Origin of the sequence: Sorangium sp. So ce185 (genome assembly GCF_051526825.1) — a bacterium.
Lineage (GTDB): Bacteria > Myxococcota_A > Polyangia > Polyangiales > Polyangiaceae > Sorangium > Sorangium cellulosum_D.
The window spans coordinates 8093096-8109660 of record NZ_CP150316.1; the positions used below are offsets into that span (position 1 = coordinate 8093096).

Genomic DNA, 16565 nt, shown 5'->3' on the forward strand with positions numbered 1-16565 from the left:
GATCTCGAACCAAGGAGGTCTCTCATGCGTGTCTTCCTCACGGGAGCCAGCGGCTTCATCGGCTCTGCCATCGTCCCCGAGCTCGTCCGCTCCGGCCACCGCGTGCTCGGCCTCGCGCGCTCGGACGCGTCCGCCGAGAAGCTCGCCGGCGCCGGCGTCGACGTGCACCGCGGCGATCTCACGGACCTCGATGGCCTGCGCCGCGGCGCCGCCGCCTGCGACGGGGTGATCCACTGCGCGTTCTCCCACGACGACTTCAACGATTACGCCAACAACTGCGCGAAGGACCGCGGCGCCATCGAGGCGCTCGGCGGCGCGCTCGCGGGCTCCGATCGCCCGCTCGTCATCGCCAGCGGCATTGCGCGCCTCACGCCGGGCCGCGTCGTCACCGAGGACGAGACGCCCGACGAGTCGACCGGCGGCCTGCGGGCCGCCTCCGAGCGGCTCGCCCTCTCGTTCGCGAGCCGCGGTGTGCGGGTGTCCTCGCTGCGGCTGCCGCCATCGGTCCACGGGGATGGCGACCACGGGTTCGTCCCGATGCTGATCGAGATCGCGCGCAAGGCCGGGCGCTCCGGGTACGTCGGTGACGGCGAGAACCGGTGGCCCGCGGTGCATCGGCTCGACGCCGCGCGGCTGTTCGTCCTCGCGCTCGAGCAGGCGCCGGCCGGCGCGCGGCTCCACGCGGTCGGCGACGAGGGGATCCCGACCCGCGACATCGCCGGCGTGATCGGCCGCAAGCTCGGCCTGCCGGTCGAGTCAGCCCCCAAAGAGCACTTCGGCTGGCTCGGCGGGTTCTTCGCGCTCGACACCCCCGCGACGAGCGCGCTCACGCAGGCGCGGCTCGGCTGGAAGCCCGAGCAGACGGGCCTGCTCGCCGACCTGGAGCACGGCACCTACTTCGCGCGCGCATAGGTGAGCTCATGGCTAGGGCCCGGGGTCGAGAGGGCCGGCAGGCCGGTCAGCCCTTGCTCAGCGGCCGCGCGATCTGGACGATCTTCTCCCGCGCGAACCTGCACGCATCGTCGTCGTCGGTGGCGGCGGGCCAGAGCAGCTCCATGTACCCGGGCTGGATCTCGAACGGCAGGGGCTTGGTCCGGAGGTGCGGCCTGACGGCGCGGATGTCGGCGGCGACGATCTCGGGCACGGTCGCCAGCATCGCGGTGCCGTCGATCAGCGCGCCCAGGTTGGAGAAGGTCGCGACGGAACACCGGATCTTTCGCGTCTTGCCGAACGCGTCCTCCACGAAGCCGCGCAGGTCCCCGTTGTACGAGACGATGACGTGCTCGTGCGCGAAGTACTCGGCCTCGGTCAGCTTGCGCAGGCGCGCGTGACGCGGGTCGTAGAGGCAGGTGAAGCCGGTCTTCAAGAGCCGCTTCCGGCGGACGTTCGAGGGCAGATCGTCGGCGACCGTGATCGCCGCGTCGACGCCGCCCGCGAGCGCCGCGCCCACGGTGCGGAACTGCACGGGCACGGCGATGACGCGCATGCGCGGCGCCTCGCGCTCGAGCGCGCGCAAGAGCGGCGGGAGCAGCCACACCTCGGCCGTGTCGGAGAGCCCGAGGCGGAGGGTGCGCTCGCACGTCTTCGGGTCGAAGCTCGGCGGCGCGAGCGCGGCCTCGATCAGGGCGCCGAGGTGCGGCTTCAGCGCCGCGCGCAGCCGTTCGCCGCGGCTCGTCAGCGCGAGCCCGCGCCCGCTCCGCACGAAGAGCGGCGCGCCGACCGTCCCGGTCAGGCGCCGGAGCGCGGCGCTCACCGCCGGCTGCGTCAGGTACAGCCGGCTCGCCGCCTCCGTGACGCTGCCCGCCTCGGCGACGACGGCGAAGACGCGGAGCAGGTTCAGGTCGAGGTCCTTTCCATAAATATCAGGCATGTCAAGAATACATACTATTCATTGGAGCAATGAAACGCGAGCCCCTAGGGTAACTGCATGACAACGACGAACACCACCAAGCTCGGCAAAACTGGCCCCTCCGTCTTCCCCCTCGCCCTCGGCTGCATGAGCATGGCCGGCGGCAGCCCGTACGGCGCGAGCGACGAGGCGGAGAGCATCGCGACCATCCACGCGGCGCTCGATCGGGGCGTGAACGTCCTCGACACCGGCGACTTCTACGGCATGGGCAAGAACGAGATACTCGTCGGCCGGGCGATCAAGGACCGGCGCGACAAGGTCGTGCTCAGCGTGAAGTACGGCGGCCTGCGCGCGCCCGACGGCGCCTTCATCGGCTTCGACACCCGTCCGGTCGCGACGAAGAGCTTCCTCGCCCATAGCCTGTCGCGCCTCGGCGTCGACTACATCGACGTCTACCGGCCCGCGCGCCTGGACCCTGCGGTGCCGATCGAGGACACGATCGGCGCCATCGCCGACATGGTGAAGGCGGGGTATGTCCGCCACATCGCCCTCTCCGAGGTGGGTGTGGAGACGATCCGCCGCGCCGCGAAGGTGCACCCGATCGTGGACCTCCAGATCGAGTATGCGATCGTGAGCCGCGGCCCCGAGGCGACGATCTTCCCCGCGCTCGCCGAGCTCGGCGTCGCGGTCACCGCGTACGGCGTGCTCTCGCGCGGCCTGCTGGCCGGGAGCAAGCCGGCCGGCGCGGGCGACATGCGGGCCCACTTGCCGCGCTTCTCGGGCGAGAACGGCCGGAAGAACCAGGCCCTCGTCGACGCCTTCGTCCGGCTCGCAGAGAGGCGCGGCGTCACCCCCGCGCAGCTCGCGGTCGCCTGGGTCCGCGCCAAGGGGGCCGCGCAGGGCGTCACGATCATCCCGACGATGGGCGCGCGCACGCGGAAGCAGCTCGACGATGCCCTCGCCGGCCTCGAGATCGCGCTCTCGCCCGCCGACGTCGCCGAGCTCGAGGCCGCCGTCCCCGCGGAGGAGATCGCCGGCACCCGCTACCCCGCGCCGATGATGGCGATGCTCGACAGCGAGAAGTGACTCTCGGCGTCCTTGGCGGTCCATTCCTCGAATGACGTCGCCATGACGCGCCAAGGCGTTCTGGCATATCTGAGAGCTCCTCGCCGCTACGCCCGGCGCTCACGGACGAGCCGGATGCCTTCCCAGGCGGGCACGATGCCGTCGATGCGAGCCAGGGTGAGGTGGGCCCACCAGTGGACCATCAGGAGAGCGTTGCCGGCATCGTCCGAGGGGGCATCCGTCGGCGCGGAATGGGACGCTCTTCGCTCGTGCGAAGGGTGAGCTCCTCCATCGGTGTGTTGCTCGCGCGGGAGCGGCCCCAATCGCTTGCGATGCAAGTATTCCACAAGATGGGCGAGATACCGGCAGCACGCTCGACGGCGCGCCAGCGAAGCGCGGAGCGTGAGCAAATCGTGCAGGTCGCGCAGCAGCGCGAGCACCGGTCCACTGAATTCGTCTGCCAGGATAGCCTTGATCAAATCCGATATGTCGTTCGGCTCGACCTTGACGGCGCGGACGACGTTGCGGTCGAGGGCGAGATCGCGGCCGAGGGCGAGGGCGCGGGCAACGGCGCCGTTGAGGTCGAACGCGAAGCTGGCCTTGACGATGCGGTCGCCTGCGCGGTCCGGGTTGCGGATCCCGACCTCGATGGAGTCCCCGATCCGCTTGGCGGCTTTGGCCCATTCGACGTCGTTGTCGCGGCTCAGGGCTTGGATGAGCGCAACATTCGATTGTGCGGCGATCTTGCCGTCACGCGCGAGGGCCAGGGCGCGCGAGAGCTCAGGCATGCGAGCGACTGACGGACGAAGCAGCAGCCCGGAGAGGTCCTGCATTCGCTGCTGCAATGAATCTTCTTGGGCACCGGTGAGCCCGATCAAGCCGATCGCGCCATCGCTGGCGCACCAGGCAGCCATCGGCTCAGTGCTGCTGGCAGGGTGCTGAGACGCCTCTTGCGCGGTGGGCAGACGGTATATCACATCGCCCCCATGACGTGCCGTGAGCCACCCGGCAAACGCACGAGCATCCTCCAGGTGGACGCCCGCGACAGGCGCCTGTGCGCGCCCCCGTGGAAACGACTCCGAGCTCCAGTGATCTGGTTGCGTAAAGACTCTTTCCCGGCGTCTATCATCGATGTAGAGCTGGTACTCCGCGCAGGTCATGTAACCGGGATCGATCTCGCGGGTGTCGTCGATCCTCTGGAAAGTACGCAGGCGACACGCCAGGCGCACCTCCATGGCGAGGCGCCGTCGCAGATCGTCCTTCGACTCCAGATCGGCCACCAGGCGTTGCTCCACCTCGAGGCGCAACGTCGGTTCAAGGCGCTGCGCTTCCCCCAGGCATTCGCTCGCGAGCGCGAGCGCGGGCACGGTGTCCAGCGCGAGGCTCGCCTGAATCAAGGCGGAAGCATCGCCCTGCGCCGCATAGAGGCAGAGCGCCTCGTGCCACCAGCTGTTCTGGATCAAGGCAGGCCAGTCGACGTCCCGTCCATGCTTCCGGAGGTACGTGGAGGCAAGGTACTCCTGGAAGCTGAGGTGGGCGAAGCCCCATGTGTCGCGCTCGCGCTCGACGAACAATCCGCTCGAGGCCTGGAGCGTAGGCAAGAACGTCGCTACCGCGTTGCCGGTGAGCCCGACCTCGGCCAGATGTTCCTGGATCGCGGCCAGCACCTCGGCCGTACGCATCTCTCGCACGCCTTCCCGCATCATGCGATAGGCAAGCGGCTCGAGCACCTCCCTGATCTTCCCGACGCTGAGCGGCTGCGCGAGCCCTTTGGCCCTCTGCCAGTACCCGAGCAAGACATCGCAGATCTCGCCGTAGAGCTCCACGCGGCCTCCAGGCAAGGCGTTTCGCTGGCTGTGCACCGTGGCGAGCATCGTGAGCAGGAGGGGATTGCGGGTGAGCTCGCCGAGCGCCGGGCGCGAGTGCAGTCGATGCAGGAGCTCGGTGGCGTGGTTCTCGGCGGTGAGGCGCACGCCGTCGTCCACGTGCCCACCGGCGCGCAGGATCTCGTTCGCCAGATACCAGTTGCGGACGAAGTGCCCGACCTGCTCTGCCCCGAAGGGCAAGATCTCGAGAATGTGCGCCCGCGCAAGGGGAGCGGTCGCGTAGCCCCTCGGGCGCGAGGTGAGCACGAAGGGCGATCGCGGATAGGCCGCGATCTGCTGGTCCACCCAGGACGAGACGCGGGCGCGGGCCTCGTCGTCCGCCACCTCGTCGAGGCCATCGAACAGCACGACGCACGCTCCAGCCTGAAGCTGTCGCTCGAACCAGCGCGGAGGCGGCGGCTCGCCGAGCTTCTTCGCGAAGTACGCCTGCGCGAGGTCGCCCAGCGACGGCGGCGACGCGGCGACGAACGCCGCCGTATGCTCACGCAACGAAAGAAAGATCGGGAGCAAGGCGCGGAGCCGGTGAGGGCGTTTGCGATGGGCGGCCAGGGTCAGAGCAACATGCTGGAGGAGCGTCGTCTTACCGCTGCCGGGGGGGCCGAGGAGGGCGAGGGCCTCCGCTTCTCCTTGGGCGGTGCGGCTCAAAAAGTCCCAGATGGTGCGGTTCCCCGAGAGCTCCTTTCCGCCGAGGGGGCTCAAGCTGACCTGCTGCGCGCTGTTCGGCGTGATGCGGACCTCGACGAAGACCTGATCGAGGTGAATGGTGAAGGCGCCCTGGGTGCGCAGGCCCCGGACGTTGAAGCTCCGGTGATCGAGGAGGAGCCGCCGGAGGTAGCGGCGCCGGTAGCTGCTGACGAGGTTGAGCAGGCTCGCCTGGGCGGCGCCGGCGAGGTGCCGTGAGCCGTCGGTCAGCCCCGTGACGACCTCCGGCTCGAGGTTGCTCCACACCTTCTTGAGGACGCCGCCGACCATCAGCGACGCCTCGTACGCGAGGACCAGCAACGTCGTCGTGCCCGGGTGCTCCTTGGCCCACGTTGCCAGCGGGCTGTGGAGCACCGCCGTGATGCCTCCGCCGATCACCGGGAGTTGGCTGAGCAGCAAGCTCAGCGCTGCCTTGTTCGGCGTGGCGCTGGGGGCCAGCGCAGGATCGGGTTGCTTTGGTGCCATCGCGCTCGATCCAGATGGATCGGGCAAGGAGGGCGGCGTCAAAGAGGGCACCGTCATGAACAGGGGCAGGATATCTCAACCTGTGGAGGTGGTTCCGTCAAACCGGGGACCAACCGCGCGGCTGGTCGATCCGCCCAAGGACGAATTTGCGGCGCCTCACCGTCGGGATCCATCGGAAGCCGTCGGGATCTCTGACACGCCGAACCAGCGGCGGGTCTCGCCGGCGCCCGCCGGGCTCACGGCGCGTCAAAGCGGTACGCGGTCGCCTGCGCCGACGCGCGCTGGCCGAAGTCGTCGCAGAAGGCCGACAGGGCGCGATAGCCGCTCGTGGGCAGCAGCTTCCGGAACTCGAGGTGCGTGACGAGGCAGAACGCGCAGGCCTCCAGGTAGCTGACGTCGCGATCCGGGGGCAGCGCGGCGCGCACCGCCTCGATGTTGTCGTCGAGCCAGGCGAGCATGTTGAGCAGGCTCTTTTGCAGCTTCACGAGCTGCGCGTCCTCCTTCGGCGTCCCCGCGAGCTGGCCCATGATCAGCGTGACCTCGGTCGCCATCGCCTGCACGACGAGCTCCTGCGCGTTCGCGGTCAGCGCCTCGGTGAGGTGCTCGGGCCAGACCACGCGTCGCGGCGCGGGCGCCCGGCGGGCGAGCTCGCGGCAGATGTTGAGCGAGCCGAGCCACGTGGTCGCCCCCGTCCGCAGGATCGGCATGCGCAGCGCCGGGTTGCCCGCGTAATCCGCGGCGTCCACGGAGCGCAGATCGGGGACGACCTCGAAGGCGCAAGCGACCCCGAGCTCCGCGGCGAAGAGGCGCGTGACACGCGTGAAATGGGAGCTCGAACGGCCGACGAGCGTGGGGATGCTGCCAGGATCGGGTGTGGGCTCGGTCACCCGAACGACGTACCACGAGCGCCGCCGCGAGGGCCAGACGGCTGCGGGGTTGCTGCGGCGGCAGGGGCGGCAGGTCCATCCCGTCGTACAGCCACGCTGCACACGTCGGCCGGACAGAGGATCTTCCTTCAGTCCCCTCTCGCGAGAAAGCAGCGCTGAATCGAGAATCGCTCACGGATCGAGATCGGCCGCTCGCGACGGCGGGCGGACGAGGCGCACCCGACATGGGCTGGCCCTGGACCGCGCCCGAGTGCGTCCCTCCGGAAAAAAAACCGCCAAGACGCCGAGGACGCCGGGAGAGCAGAAGATTTTTCCGGCGTCCTCCCGGCCGGCTGTCCCATCCCCGCCTGCGGGCTCCGCCCGTCGACAGCACATGAATCCGGGACACGCAGCGCGACTCGATAGATATTTTCAACACCCATCTTCCTGCGGAAAGCTCTCCAGATAAACGACAACACCCCCTGTGTGCGCACAACAGCAGGCGCTCGCGACAGCCATCGATGTCCAGCGGCGCGATTGCATTGCAGTATTGTCGTCACATAAACGAGCCCCTCATCCAGCATCGCGCATTGCGTCGCGCGCGCTCGCGTGCTTTCTAATCTTTTCATGAATCGGTCGAGCGGCGAACGTCGCGCGGCCATCACCATGAAGAGGTTACCTTGCTTTACTATAACACTCCGCTTCGACTGGTCTTGTGCCTGGCCATCGGCCTCTCGGCGACGGCCTGCAACGGCCTCAACATCGATCCAGAGGATTGGGGCATCGGCGGCGGCGACGGCTCGGACGACGGCGACGCCGCCAGCACGACCGACAGCGCCAGCAGCTCGAGCCAGGGCGGCGGCAGCGCCACCGCGGGCTCCGGCGGCGCGGGCGGCGACGCCACCACCGGCGGCGCGGGCGGCGACGCCGCCACCACGGGCGCGGGTGGCGACGCCACCACCGCCGGCGCCGGCGGAGAGGGCGGCGCCTCCACCACCGCGGGCTCCGGCGGCGCGGGCGGCAGCACCACGACCGCCGCGGGCTCGGGCGGCGCGGGCGGCGGCGCCACCACCGCGGGCGCGGGCGGCGCGCCTCCGCTGGATCCCGCCTGCGGCCCGGACACCGCGACCTTCGCCGATGTGGCGCCCATCCTGGAGCGGAGCTGCTCGAACCAGTACTGCCACGGCAACGCCAGCTCGCCGGCCGGCGGGCTCGATCTGCGCACGGCCGCGGCGGTCTCCGCGATGGTCAATCAGGACGCCGGCTCGTGCTCCAGCGAAAAGGCGCTCGTCGTGCCGCTCATACCGAGCAGCAGCTATCTCATGAACAAGCTGAAGGGGGTCGATCTGTGCGACCCTGACGAGTTCAGGATGCCCCTAGGCACGCCGCTGCCCGACGCCGAGATCAAGACGATCAACGACTGGATCTGCGCCGGCGCCCCCGACCGCTGAGCATCGTCCGCCCCCGCGGACTTCGCGCCGCCCCCCCCGCCGGCGGCGCGCGCATCGACCGAGAACGCCCTCCCCACCTTCCGCAGATCGCCCCGTCCAAGGCCGACGGTCGGCCCATCGCGCCGATTTCCGCCGCGCCCCCCTGCCGCGCGCCTTATCGCCGACGGACGCGCGCGCGGCGAGGCCACGGCCGCGGCTGATGTGCGCTGCCGCGGTCGGAGACGCCCCCGCGGAGATGGAGGCGGACGGAGCCCTCTGCCGGCGACGCCGCGCGCGGGCGCTCCCCCGCAACGCCGCGACGCCGCGACGCCGCGAGCCACGAGCCACGAGCCACGAAGACAAACCAGCGCGGACGTCGTCCGCCTCCGCGGTAAGGCGTCGCGATCCGTGCTCTTCACCTACTTTGCAGTTGTCAGTCGCCACGTGTTCTGTAGCATCCGAAGCTGAGCATCTCTCCTTCGCTTGCATCTTAGGCGCACGAGCACGACCCCCCCAATCAAGGAGGATCCATGAACGCAAGGAGCATCGGGCTCTCGAGGCGCGGCATTGGCCGTGCCCTCTCCAGGGTTGCCTTCGCCGCGACCCTGTTCGCCGGCGTGTCGTCGGGCCCGGAGGCCATCGCCGCTCCGTCCTACCGGCTGTTCGAGAGCGGGCAGGTCCGCCCGCTCGCGCTCTCGCCGAACGGCAAGCTGCTCTTCGCCGTCAACACCCCGGACAACCGCCTGGAGGTCTTTGCCGTCAACGCGGGCGGCCTGGCCCACCGCGCCTCGATCCCCGTCGGGCTCGAGCCGGTCGCGGTCGCGGCGCGCAGCGACGAGGAGGTCTGGGTCGTCAACCACCTGTCCGACAGCGTGAGCGTGGTGCGCCTCGGCCCGCTCGGGTACCGCGGCGCCGTCGAGCGCACCCTGCTCGTGGGCGACGAGCCGCGCGATATCGTCTTCGCCGGCCGGAACAAGCGGCGCGCCTTCATCACCACGGCCCACCGAGGGCAAAACATCCCTCACGACCCGCAGCTCACGACGCCCGGGGTCGGCCGCGCCGACGTGTGGGTCTTCGACGCCGCGAGCCTCGGCGCCTCGCTCGGCGGCGACCCGCTCACCATCGTCACCCTGTTCGGCGACACGCCCCGCGCGCTGGCGGCGACGCCCGACGGGTCCCGCGTCTACGCGGCCGCGTTCCACTCGGGCAACCGCACCACCGTCGTCCACGACTCCCTCGTTCCCGACGGGGGCGAGGAGGCCGGCGGGCTGCCCGGCCCGACGACGAACTTCGAGGGGATCCCGAGGCCCGAGGTGGGGCTCATCGTCAAGTTCGACGGCGAGCACTGGGTCGATGAGCTGAGCCGCCCCTGGGACGACAAGCTGCGGCTGTCGCTGCCGGACAAGGACGTCTTCGTCATCGACGCCAAGGCCAATCCGCCGGCGCAGCTCCCTGGCTCGAGCGGCTTCTACACCGGCGTCGGCACCATCCTCTTCAACATGGCCGTGAACCCGGTGAGCGGGAAGGTGTATGTCAGCAACACCGAGGCGCGCAACGACCTCCGCTTCGAGGGGCCGGGCATCTTCGCCGGCAGCAGCCTGCGCGGCCACCTGCACGAGAGCCGGATCACGGTGCTGAGCTCCGCCGGCGTCGCCCCGCGGCACCTCAACAAGCACATCGATTACGACGCTTGCTGCGCCCCGCTCCCGAACGACGAGAACGAGAAGAGCCTCGCGCAGCCGCTCGGCATGGCGGTGAGCGGCGACGGCAAGACGCTGTACGTCGCCGCGTTCGGCTCCTCGAAGATCGGCGTCTACGACACCGCCGCGCTCGAGGGCGACACCTTCACGCCGAGCACGGCCGCGCAGATCCCGCTCACCGGCGGCGGACCGACCGGGATGGCGCTCGACCAGGCCCGCAAGCGCATGTACGTGATGACCCGCTTCGACAACGCGATCTCCGTGATCGACACCGCCGCGCGCGAGGAGATCGCGCACCTGCCCCTCTACAACCCCGAGCCGCCGAGCGTCGTCGCGGGGCGGCCGTTCCTCTACGACGCCCGGATGAGCTCGAGCCACGGGGATTCGTCCTGCGGGAGCTGCCATGTCTTCGGCGATTTCGACAGCCTCGCCTGGGACCTCGGCAACCCGGACGGCTCGGTGGTCAACAACCCGACGCTGGTCGTCCCGCCCATCCCCGGCGCCGGGTTCGGCGACGACGGGTTCTTCGGCGAGGACCCCGATTTCCACCCGATGAAGGGGCCGATGGTGACGCAGAGCCTGCGCGGCATGGACAACCACGGCCCCATGCACTGGCGCGGCGACCGCACCGGCGGCAACGCCGAGCCCACGTCGCAGCCGGACGAGGGCGGCTTCGACGAGGAGGCGGCGTTCAAGAAGTTCAACCCCGCGTTCATGGACCTGCTCGGGCGGCACGCGGAGCTCGGCGACCCGGAGATGCAGGCCTTCACCGACTTCATCCTCCAGGTCACCTACCCGCCCAACCCGATCCGCAACCTCGACAACTCGCTCACCCCCGCTCAGCAGAGCGGGCGCGACACCTTCATGAACACCGTCGTCGCGCCGACGGGCTCGTGCGAGAGCTGCCACCGGCTCGACCCCGGCGGAAACCCCTCGGAGGGCGTCTTCGCCGGCTTCTTCGGGACCGACGGACGCGCGGCGGTCTCACCGGATCCGCAGTTCTTCAAGGTCCCGCACCTCCGCAACCAGTACCAGAAGGTCGGGATGTTCGGCGCGGCCTTCACCACCCTCTCGCACGGCCCCGATCCGTTCCTCGGCGATCAGGTGCGCGGCTTCGGCTTCAACCACGACGGCGCCTTCCCGGACCTGTTCCGCTTCAACAGCGGGTTCGACCAGTTCGAGGGCAACCCCGTCGGCCTCCCGGTGACCCCCGAGAACGCCCAGCTCAAGCGGGACATGGAGCAGTTCATGCTGGCCTTCGACTCGAACCTCGCGCCGATCGTCGGGCAGCAGACGACGCTCACCGCGAGCACCTACGCCGCGGTCGAGGGGCGCATCGATCTCCTCATCGAACGCGCGGACGCCGGCGAATGCGATCTCATCGCGAAGGGCCGGATCGCGCAGCAGGAGTTCGGGTTCCTCTACCTCGGCGGCGGCCACTTCGCGGCCGACCGGCAGTCGCTCGGCGCCGTGCCGGACGCGCTGCTGCGGTTGCTGGTCGCCCTGCCCGGCAGCGCGCTGACCTACACCTGCGCGCCGCCGGGATCCGGCGAGCGCATGGGGGTCGACCGCGATCTCGACGGGCACCTCGACGGCGACGAGACCTCGGCGGGCAGCGATCCGGCCGATCCCCAGAGCACGCCCTGAGGCGGCGCGCTCCGCCGGAACCCGGCCGCCGCGGCCCGGCGCGCCGCCGCTGAGAATTGGCGGTATCGAGGAGCGCTCGAGTTCTGCGGCGGCGCCGAGCGCGCTAGAGTGCGGCGCATGACGTCGACAATCCAGGTGGGGCTCGTCGGTGATCGCGACGACGCGGTGACGGCCCACCGGGCCATCCCGGTGGCGCTGCGGCTCGCAGGGGAGGCGCTGGCGACGCCGCTCGCGTTCGCGTGGGTCCCGACCGAGGAGGTGGCCGACGCGTCGCGGGTGGCGCGCTACGACGCCCTCTGGTGCGTGCCGGCCAGCCCGTACCGGAGCATGGAGGGCGCGCTGCGGGCGATCCGCTTCGCCCGCGAGCAGCGGCGCCCGTTCCTCGGCACCTGCGGCGGCTTCCAGCACGCGATCGTCGAATATGCGCGTCACGTGCTGGGCTGGCCGGACGCCGAGCACGCGGAGACGGCGCCGGAGGCGCGGCGCGCGGTGATCGCGCCGCTTGAATGCGCGCTCGTGGAGGCGACCGGCACGGTTCGTTTCCGCGCCGGCAGCCGCATCGCGCAGGCGTACGGCCGCGCCGAGGCCACCGAAGGATACCGCTGCCGCTACGGCCTGAACCCGGAGTTCCAGGCCGCGTTGGTCTCGGGCCCGCTGCGCGTCAGCGCGGAGGACGACGCCGGCGACGTGCGCGCCGTGGAGCTGGACGGGCACCCGTTCTTCGTCGCCACGCTGTTTCAGCCGGAGCGCGCCGCGCTCGCCGGTCAGCTGCCGCCGCTCGTGGCCGAGCTCATCCGGGCGTGCTCGGGCCGCGCCGGGTGAACGCCACCAGTCCCCCGGGTCAGCAATCCCGCCAGAAAAGCCGGTCGATGACGAGCGGTCATCGGAAACTGTTCGTGGGCGGTTGGACGATCTCACCACGGCGATCGGGCAGGTCGACGGCCGCACGGTCAATGCTCGTGCAATACCGCCTCCAGCCGGTGGCCGTCGGGGTCGCGGACGAACGACGCGTAGTAGCCGGGATCGTAGTTCTCGCGAACGCCGGGCGGTCCCTCATCGACACCGCCCTTGCTGAGCGCCGCCGCATAGAAACGATCGACCGCCTCGCGGCTCGGGGCGGCAAAGGCGAGGTGGAAGCCCCGACCGGGAGGCTTCGCGTCAGGACCGGACGCGACGATGGCGAAGGGCGCCTCTGCTTCGTATCCCGCGGGCCCGTACCCCGCGCTACGGGCGTTTTGCCAAAGCCGGACATAACCGAGCGGCGCGAGGCAGGCGTCGTAGAACGACGTAGCACGCTCGAGATTCTCGACACCGACCGAAATGTGATCGAAAACGAACACCCTGGCGTCCTTGGGCATTGCTACGAGGTACCCCTCGCGATCGTCCGAGGCAAGCGAGAAGGTGCGGGAGCGCCGCCGGCGTCGCGGGCTCGCGCGTTTGCGTGGAACGCTCTCTCCGGATCCATGGCCGGAATCCTGGCGGGTGGAACTAGCAGTTGCGAGCGGCCCGAAGAGAAAGAGAGACAACGCAAAGGCCCAAGAAAGAAAGAGGGGCTATCTCTTCCTGGCGTCATTCTGTAGCGGGACATTCTCAGATTTCGTTTTGCGCACGTCGTTTCCCCTCTTGCGCGTTCCGCGTATGGCGATGCGCCCACGCGAGGAAACACGGCGATACGTGCACACGACGAATCATGCCGATTCCTCGGGCGGCGCCGAGCGGCGGCGAAGGCGCTCAGCGCGATTGCAGGAAGTACCTGCGCGCCGCCTCGCAGAGCTCCGGCCAGCGCTGGGCGAGCGCGGGATCGGCGGCGAGGCGGGCTGACCAGAAGGCGTCGAGCGCGGCGCGCGCAGCGGGGGTCGGGACGCCGTACCGCGCGTGCGTGCTCTCGATGTAGGCGGGGTACAGCTCGCACGCGACGACGAGGCCGGCGTACTGGTTGAGCGTGAGCGGTGGCGGCGAGCGCATGCTGAGCGGATCGCCGGCGCTCGCAGGGGCGGGCGCGGACGGCGGCGGGACGCTCGGCGCGGGGGGCGGGTGGGCGCCCGGCGTGGCCGCAGGGGAGATGCTCGGCGTGGCCGCAGGAGAGATGCTCGGCGTGGCCGCAGGAGAGATGCTCGGCGTGGCCGCAGGAGAGATGCTCGGCGTGGCCGCGGGCGAGACGCTCGACGCGGCCCCGGGCGGGACGCTCGGCGTGGCCGCGGGCGAGATGCTCGACGTGGCCGCGGGCGGGACGCTCGGCGTGGCCGCGGGCGGGACGCTCGGCGTGGCCGCGGGCGAGATGCTCGGCGGGGCCGCGGACGAGATGCTCGGCGCCGAGGCCGGCGGGGCGCTCGGGCCTGGAGCCACGGGAGGGCGCTCGTGGTGGGTCGACCACGCCGCGGGGCCGTGGTGCGCCGCCGCCGGAGGAGGCTCGCGAGACGGTGGCCCGTCGCTCGCGACGGGCTGGAAAGGGAGGGCCGCGTCGAAGCGCGCGACGGACGGCCGCGGGCGCTCCTCGGAGGCCACCTGGATGAAGGGAAGCGCCGAGCCGACGAACCTTTCCGCGTCGGGGAGCGTCTTGCTGAAGGGCCTGCGCTGGTCGCTCCCCGCCGGCGGCTCTACCCGAGAGGACGGCGGCTCCGTCCGGGAGGACGGCGGCTCCGTCCGGGAAACCGGCGCGGACTCGGGCGCGACCACCGGCCCAGGCGCGACCACCGGCGCAGGCGCGGCCACCGGCGCAGGCACCGCCGCCGGCGCAAGCGCGGCCACCGGCGCAGGCGCGGCCACGGGCGCGAAGGGCAATCCCCCGCCTGGCCGTGACAGCGGCCCCGATGCCTCGACCAGCCCCGGCGCGCTCGTCACGGCAACAGCATCCTCCGTCTCGTGCTCGGCAATCGGCGCGGGCACCGCCGCCGGCGCAGGCACCGCCACGGGCGCGAAGGGCAATCCCCCGCCTGGCCGTGACAGCGGCCCCGACGCCTCGACCAGCGCCGGCGCGCTCGTCACGGCAGCAGCATCTTCCGCCTCGCGCGCGGCCACCAGCGCAGGCACCGCCACCGGCGCAGGCACCGCCACCGGCGCTGGCGCGGCCACCGGCGCAGGCGCGGCCACTAGCGCAGGCACCGCCACCAGCGCAGGCACCGCCACCAGCGCAGGCACCGCCACCGGCGCAGGCACCGCCACCGACGCTGGCGCAGGCACCGCGGCCAGCGCAGCCAGCCCCACCGGCGCAGGCACCGCCACCGACGCTGGCGCTGGCACCGCGGCCAGCGCAGCCAGGCTCATCGGCGGGGGTGCCGCCACCGACGCTGGCGCCGCCACGAAGGGCAATCCCCCGCCCGACCACGAGCGCGGCCCCGACGCCTCGACCAGCGCCGGCGCGCCCGTCGTGGCAGCGGCGGCCTCGGCCTCGCGCTGCGCCGCGGCCCGCTTCGCCTCGGCCAGCCGCTCGTCGAGCGCGCGGCGCGCGTCCTGAAGCGCGCCCATCGCCTCGGCGCTCTCGCCGTCCGGGCCGAGGATCCGGCCGATCGCCAGGATCATCTCGCGCGCGGCCCGCAGCGCCGGCTCGTCCACCGCGCGGCCGGGCAGGTGCCGGCTCGAGAACGCCGCGAGCTCGTCGTCCTCGCAGCGCGCCAGGTCCGCGAGCCGGGCCGCCACGCGGCGCCGCTCCGGATCGGCGCTGCTGCCCCGCAGCGGGCGCATCGCCGCGTCGAGCTTCGCCAGCGCCTCGGCGAGCGGGCGCCTCTCGGACGAGGACGCTTCCATCGCGGGCAGGGGGCGCGCGCCGCTCACGGGGAGAGCACGACCACCGTGGTGACGCTCGGCACGATCGCCATGCCCACCGTGTTCGTGCTGTTCTGCAGCGAGAGGCTCGTCAGGCGCGTCATCGGCGCGCAGCCGACGATCACCGTGAAGGCCGCGGTGATGTTGCGCGACGGGCCCATCACCATCCCGGACGCGACGCCGAGCGCGACGCCCGGGTTGTCCCCCATCGTGAGCGGCGCGACGGTCAGCATGTTGTGCGCCGGCGCGCACGTGACCAGCACGTTCGGCACGAACAGCACGCTCATCGGGTGCAGCGAGATGTTCGGGTACGGGATCGGCACCGGCGCCGGCGTGGGGGTCAAACACACGTCGGGGAACGCCAAGCACATCCCCCCTGCGGTCGTCTTCGCGAGCATCGCTTCACCCCTCGTCCTTGCCAGCGTCCGCGGCGCCCCGCGGCGCGGGCCCTCAGCCGATCTTCACCTGCTCGCCGTCGAGCTTCGCGAGCGTCCGCGCGGCGACGATCGTGTTCTCCCCGCGGACGGCCGCGAGCCCCTCCGCGCGCAGGTCGAAGACCCCCGCGCGCACCTGCTCGAGCGCCTCGACGAAGCGGAACGCCTGCTTCGCCCGCTGCACGAGGCGGCCTGCGCGCGCTTCCATGCGCTCGGCCACGACGACCGCCTTCTGGAGGTGCGCCTCGAGCGACCCGCCCACGAGCCCGAGCTCCTCGATCGCGGCGGCCGCCGCCTGCGCGCGGACCTGGAGCTTGCCCGCGAACAGCCCCACCTCCCGGGCGGCGGCGATCTCGATCTGGTCCCCCGCGCCGAGCCCGAGGCGCCCCGTCGCCTGCACCTTCAGGTCGCCCTCGGCGACCACCCGCGTCGTCGCGCCGGCCTCGCCCTCGAGCACCGCGAGGAGGAACACCTGATCCCCGTCCTTCGCGCAGAGCACCCGATCCCCCGCGTCCGGCGCCACGAGGCAGCTCTTCGCGCGCCGCGCGATCACCGGGCCGCCGCCGAGCTCGACCAGGAGCCCCGACGCCGTGCCCCGGACGACGCCCGTCTCGAGCGACGGCGCGCGCCGCGGCGCCGCCTCCACCGGCGGCAGATCCACCGCGGCCAGGAGGTCGTCCTGCGCGCTGTCGTCGTGTGCCACCGTCAGGGGCTCGCGGGCCGCCGTGCTCTGCATCTCGGATCTCCTCGGCCCGGCTC

General features: G+C 71.5%; 12 protein-coding genes. 5 read left to right on the top strand and 7 right to left on the bottom strand.

Features of this window, described 5'->3' with window-relative positions; translation table 11 throughout:
- Nucleotides 1–24: 24 nt before the first annotated feature.
- The gene (locus WMF26_RS29650; RefSeq protein WP_437995432.1) at nucleotides 25–912 is read left to right on the top strand and encodes an SDR family oxidoreductase; all 888 of its coding nucleotides are present in this window, start codon (nucleotides 25–27) and stop codon (nucleotides 910–912) included.
- A 46-nt stretch (nucleotides 913–958) separates the two neighbouring features.
- On the opposite strand, the gene WMF26_RS29655 is transcribed toward WMF26_RS29650, so the two are convergent.
- Entirely contained in the window at nucleotides 959–1870 is a 912-nt protein-coding gene (locus WMF26_RS29655; RefSeq protein ID WP_437995433.1) for a LysR family transcriptional regulator, read from the bottom strand.
- Between the two features lie 57 nt (nucleotides 1871–1927).
- On the opposite strand from WMF26_RS29655, the gene WMF26_RS29660 reads away from it, so the two are divergent.
- Nucleotides 1928–2935 carry an aldo/keto reductase gene (locus tag WMF26_RS29660; RefSeq protein ID WP_437995434.1) on the top strand — a complete coding sequence of 336 codons (1008 nt, stop codon included), beginning with the start codon at nucleotides 1928–1930 and terminating at the stop codon, nucleotides 2933–2935.
- Nucleotides 2936–3021: 86 nt separating this feature from the next.
- Here the strand turns inward: WMF26_RS29660 and WMF26_RS29665 are convergent, their stop codons facing one another.
- Entirely contained in the window at nucleotides 3022–5967 is a 2946-nt protein-coding gene (locus WMF26_RS29665; protein WP_437995435.1) for an NACHT domain-containing protein, read from the bottom strand.
- 236 nt (nucleotides 5968–6203) lie between these two features.
- The gene (locus WMF26_RS29670) at nucleotides 6204–6854 is read right to left on the bottom strand and encodes a glutathione S-transferase N-terminal domain-containing protein (RefSeq protein ID WP_437995436.1); all 651 of its coding nucleotides are present in this window, start codon (nucleotides 6852–6854) and stop codon (nucleotides 6204–6206) included.
- A gap of 659 nt (nucleotides 6855–7513) precedes the next feature.
- Between WMF26_RS29670 and WMF26_RS29675 the strand changes: the two genes are divergently transcribed.
- From WMF26_RS29675 to WMF26_RS29685, 3 genes are all read left to right on the top strand, one after another.
- Nucleotides 7514–8284: a hypothetical protein gene (locus WMF26_RS29675; protein ID WP_437995437.1), complete on the top strand. Its 771-nt coding sequence runs from the start codon at nucleotides 7514–7516 to the stop codon at nucleotides 8282–8284.
- 509 nt (nucleotides 8285–8793) lie between these two features.
- Nucleotides 8794–11610: a hypothetical protein gene (locus tag WMF26_RS29680; RefSeq protein ID WP_437995438.1), complete on the top strand. Its 2817-nt coding sequence runs from the start codon at nucleotides 8794–8796 to the stop codon at nucleotides 11608–11610.
- Nucleotides 11611–11727: 117 nt separating this feature from the next.
- On the top strand, nucleotides 11728–12432 hold the full coding sequence (locus WMF26_RS29685; protein ID WP_437995439.1) for a CTP synthase C-terminal region-related (seleno)protein: 705 nt from the start codon (nucleotides 11728–11730) through the stop codon (nucleotides 12430–12432).
- A gap of 128 nt (nucleotides 12433–12560) precedes the next feature.
- Here the strand turns inward: WMF26_RS29685 and WMF26_RS29690 are convergent, their stop codons facing one another.
- The 4 genes from WMF26_RS29690 to WMF26_RS29705 form a co-directional block, all read right to left on the bottom strand.
- Nucleotides 12561–12968: a VOC family protein gene (locus WMF26_RS29690; protein WP_437995440.1), complete on the bottom strand. Its 408-nt coding sequence runs from the start codon at nucleotides 12966–12968 to the stop codon at nucleotides 12561–12563.
- Between the two features lie 373 nt (nucleotides 12969–13341).
- Nucleotides 13342–15381, bottom strand: a complete 2040-nt coding sequence (locus tag WMF26_RS29695; RefSeq protein WP_437995441.1) for a hypothetical protein — start codon at nucleotides 15379–15381, stop codon at nucleotides 13342–13344.
- On the bottom strand, nucleotides 15378–15770 hold the full coding sequence (locus WMF26_RS29700) for a DUF4150 domain-containing protein (RefSeq protein ID WP_020737870.1): 393 nt from the start codon (nucleotides 15768–15770) through the stop codon (nucleotides 15378–15380). Before WMF26_RS29700 ends, WMF26_RS29695 begins: the two co-directional genes overlap by 4 nt.
- A 52-nt stretch (nucleotides 15771–15822) precedes the next feature.
- A complete protein-coding gene (locus WMF26_RS29705) occupies nucleotides 15823–16542 on the bottom strand; it encodes a DUF3540 domain-containing protein (protein ID WP_437995442.1) in 720 nt (239 codons plus the stop codon).
- Between the last annotated feature and the right edge of the window lie 23 nt (nucleotides 16543–16565).

Coding starts and splice junctions, on each gene's coding strand:
- WMF26_RS29650 (WP_437995432.1), top strand. CDS start 25: ATGCGTGTCTTCCTCACGGGAGCCAGCGGCTTCATCGGCTCTGCCATC.
- WMF26_RS29655 (WP_437995433.1), bottom strand. CDS start 1,870: ATGCCTGATATTTATGGAAAGGACCTCGACCTGAACCTGCTCCGCGTC.
- WMF26_RS29660 (WP_437995434.1), top strand. CDS start 1,928: ATGACAACGACGAACACCACCAAGCTCGGCAAAACTGGCCCCTCCGTC.
- WMF26_RS29665 (WP_437995435.1), bottom strand. CDS start 5,967: ATGGCACCAAAGCAACCCGATCCTGCGCTGGCCCCCAGCGCCACGCCG.
- WMF26_RS29680 (WP_437995438.1), top strand. CDS start 8,794: ATGAACGCAAGGAGCATCGGGCTCTCGAGGCGCGGCATTGGCCGTGCC.
- WMF26_RS29685 (WP_437995439.1), top strand. CDS start 11,728: ATGACGTCGACAATCCAGGTGGGGCTCGTCGGTGATCGCGACGACGCG.
- WMF26_RS29690 (WP_437995440.1), bottom strand. CDS start 12,968: ATGCCCAAGGACGCCAGGGTGTTCGTTTTCGATCACATTTCGGTCGGT.
- WMF26_RS29700 (WP_020737870.1), bottom strand. CDS start 15,770: ATGCTCGCGAAGACGACCGCAGGGGGGATGTGCTTGGCGTTCCCCGAC.
- WMF26_RS29705 (WP_437995442.1), bottom strand. CDS start 16,542: ATGCAGAGCACGGCGGCCCGCGAGCCCCTGACGGTGGCACACGACGAC.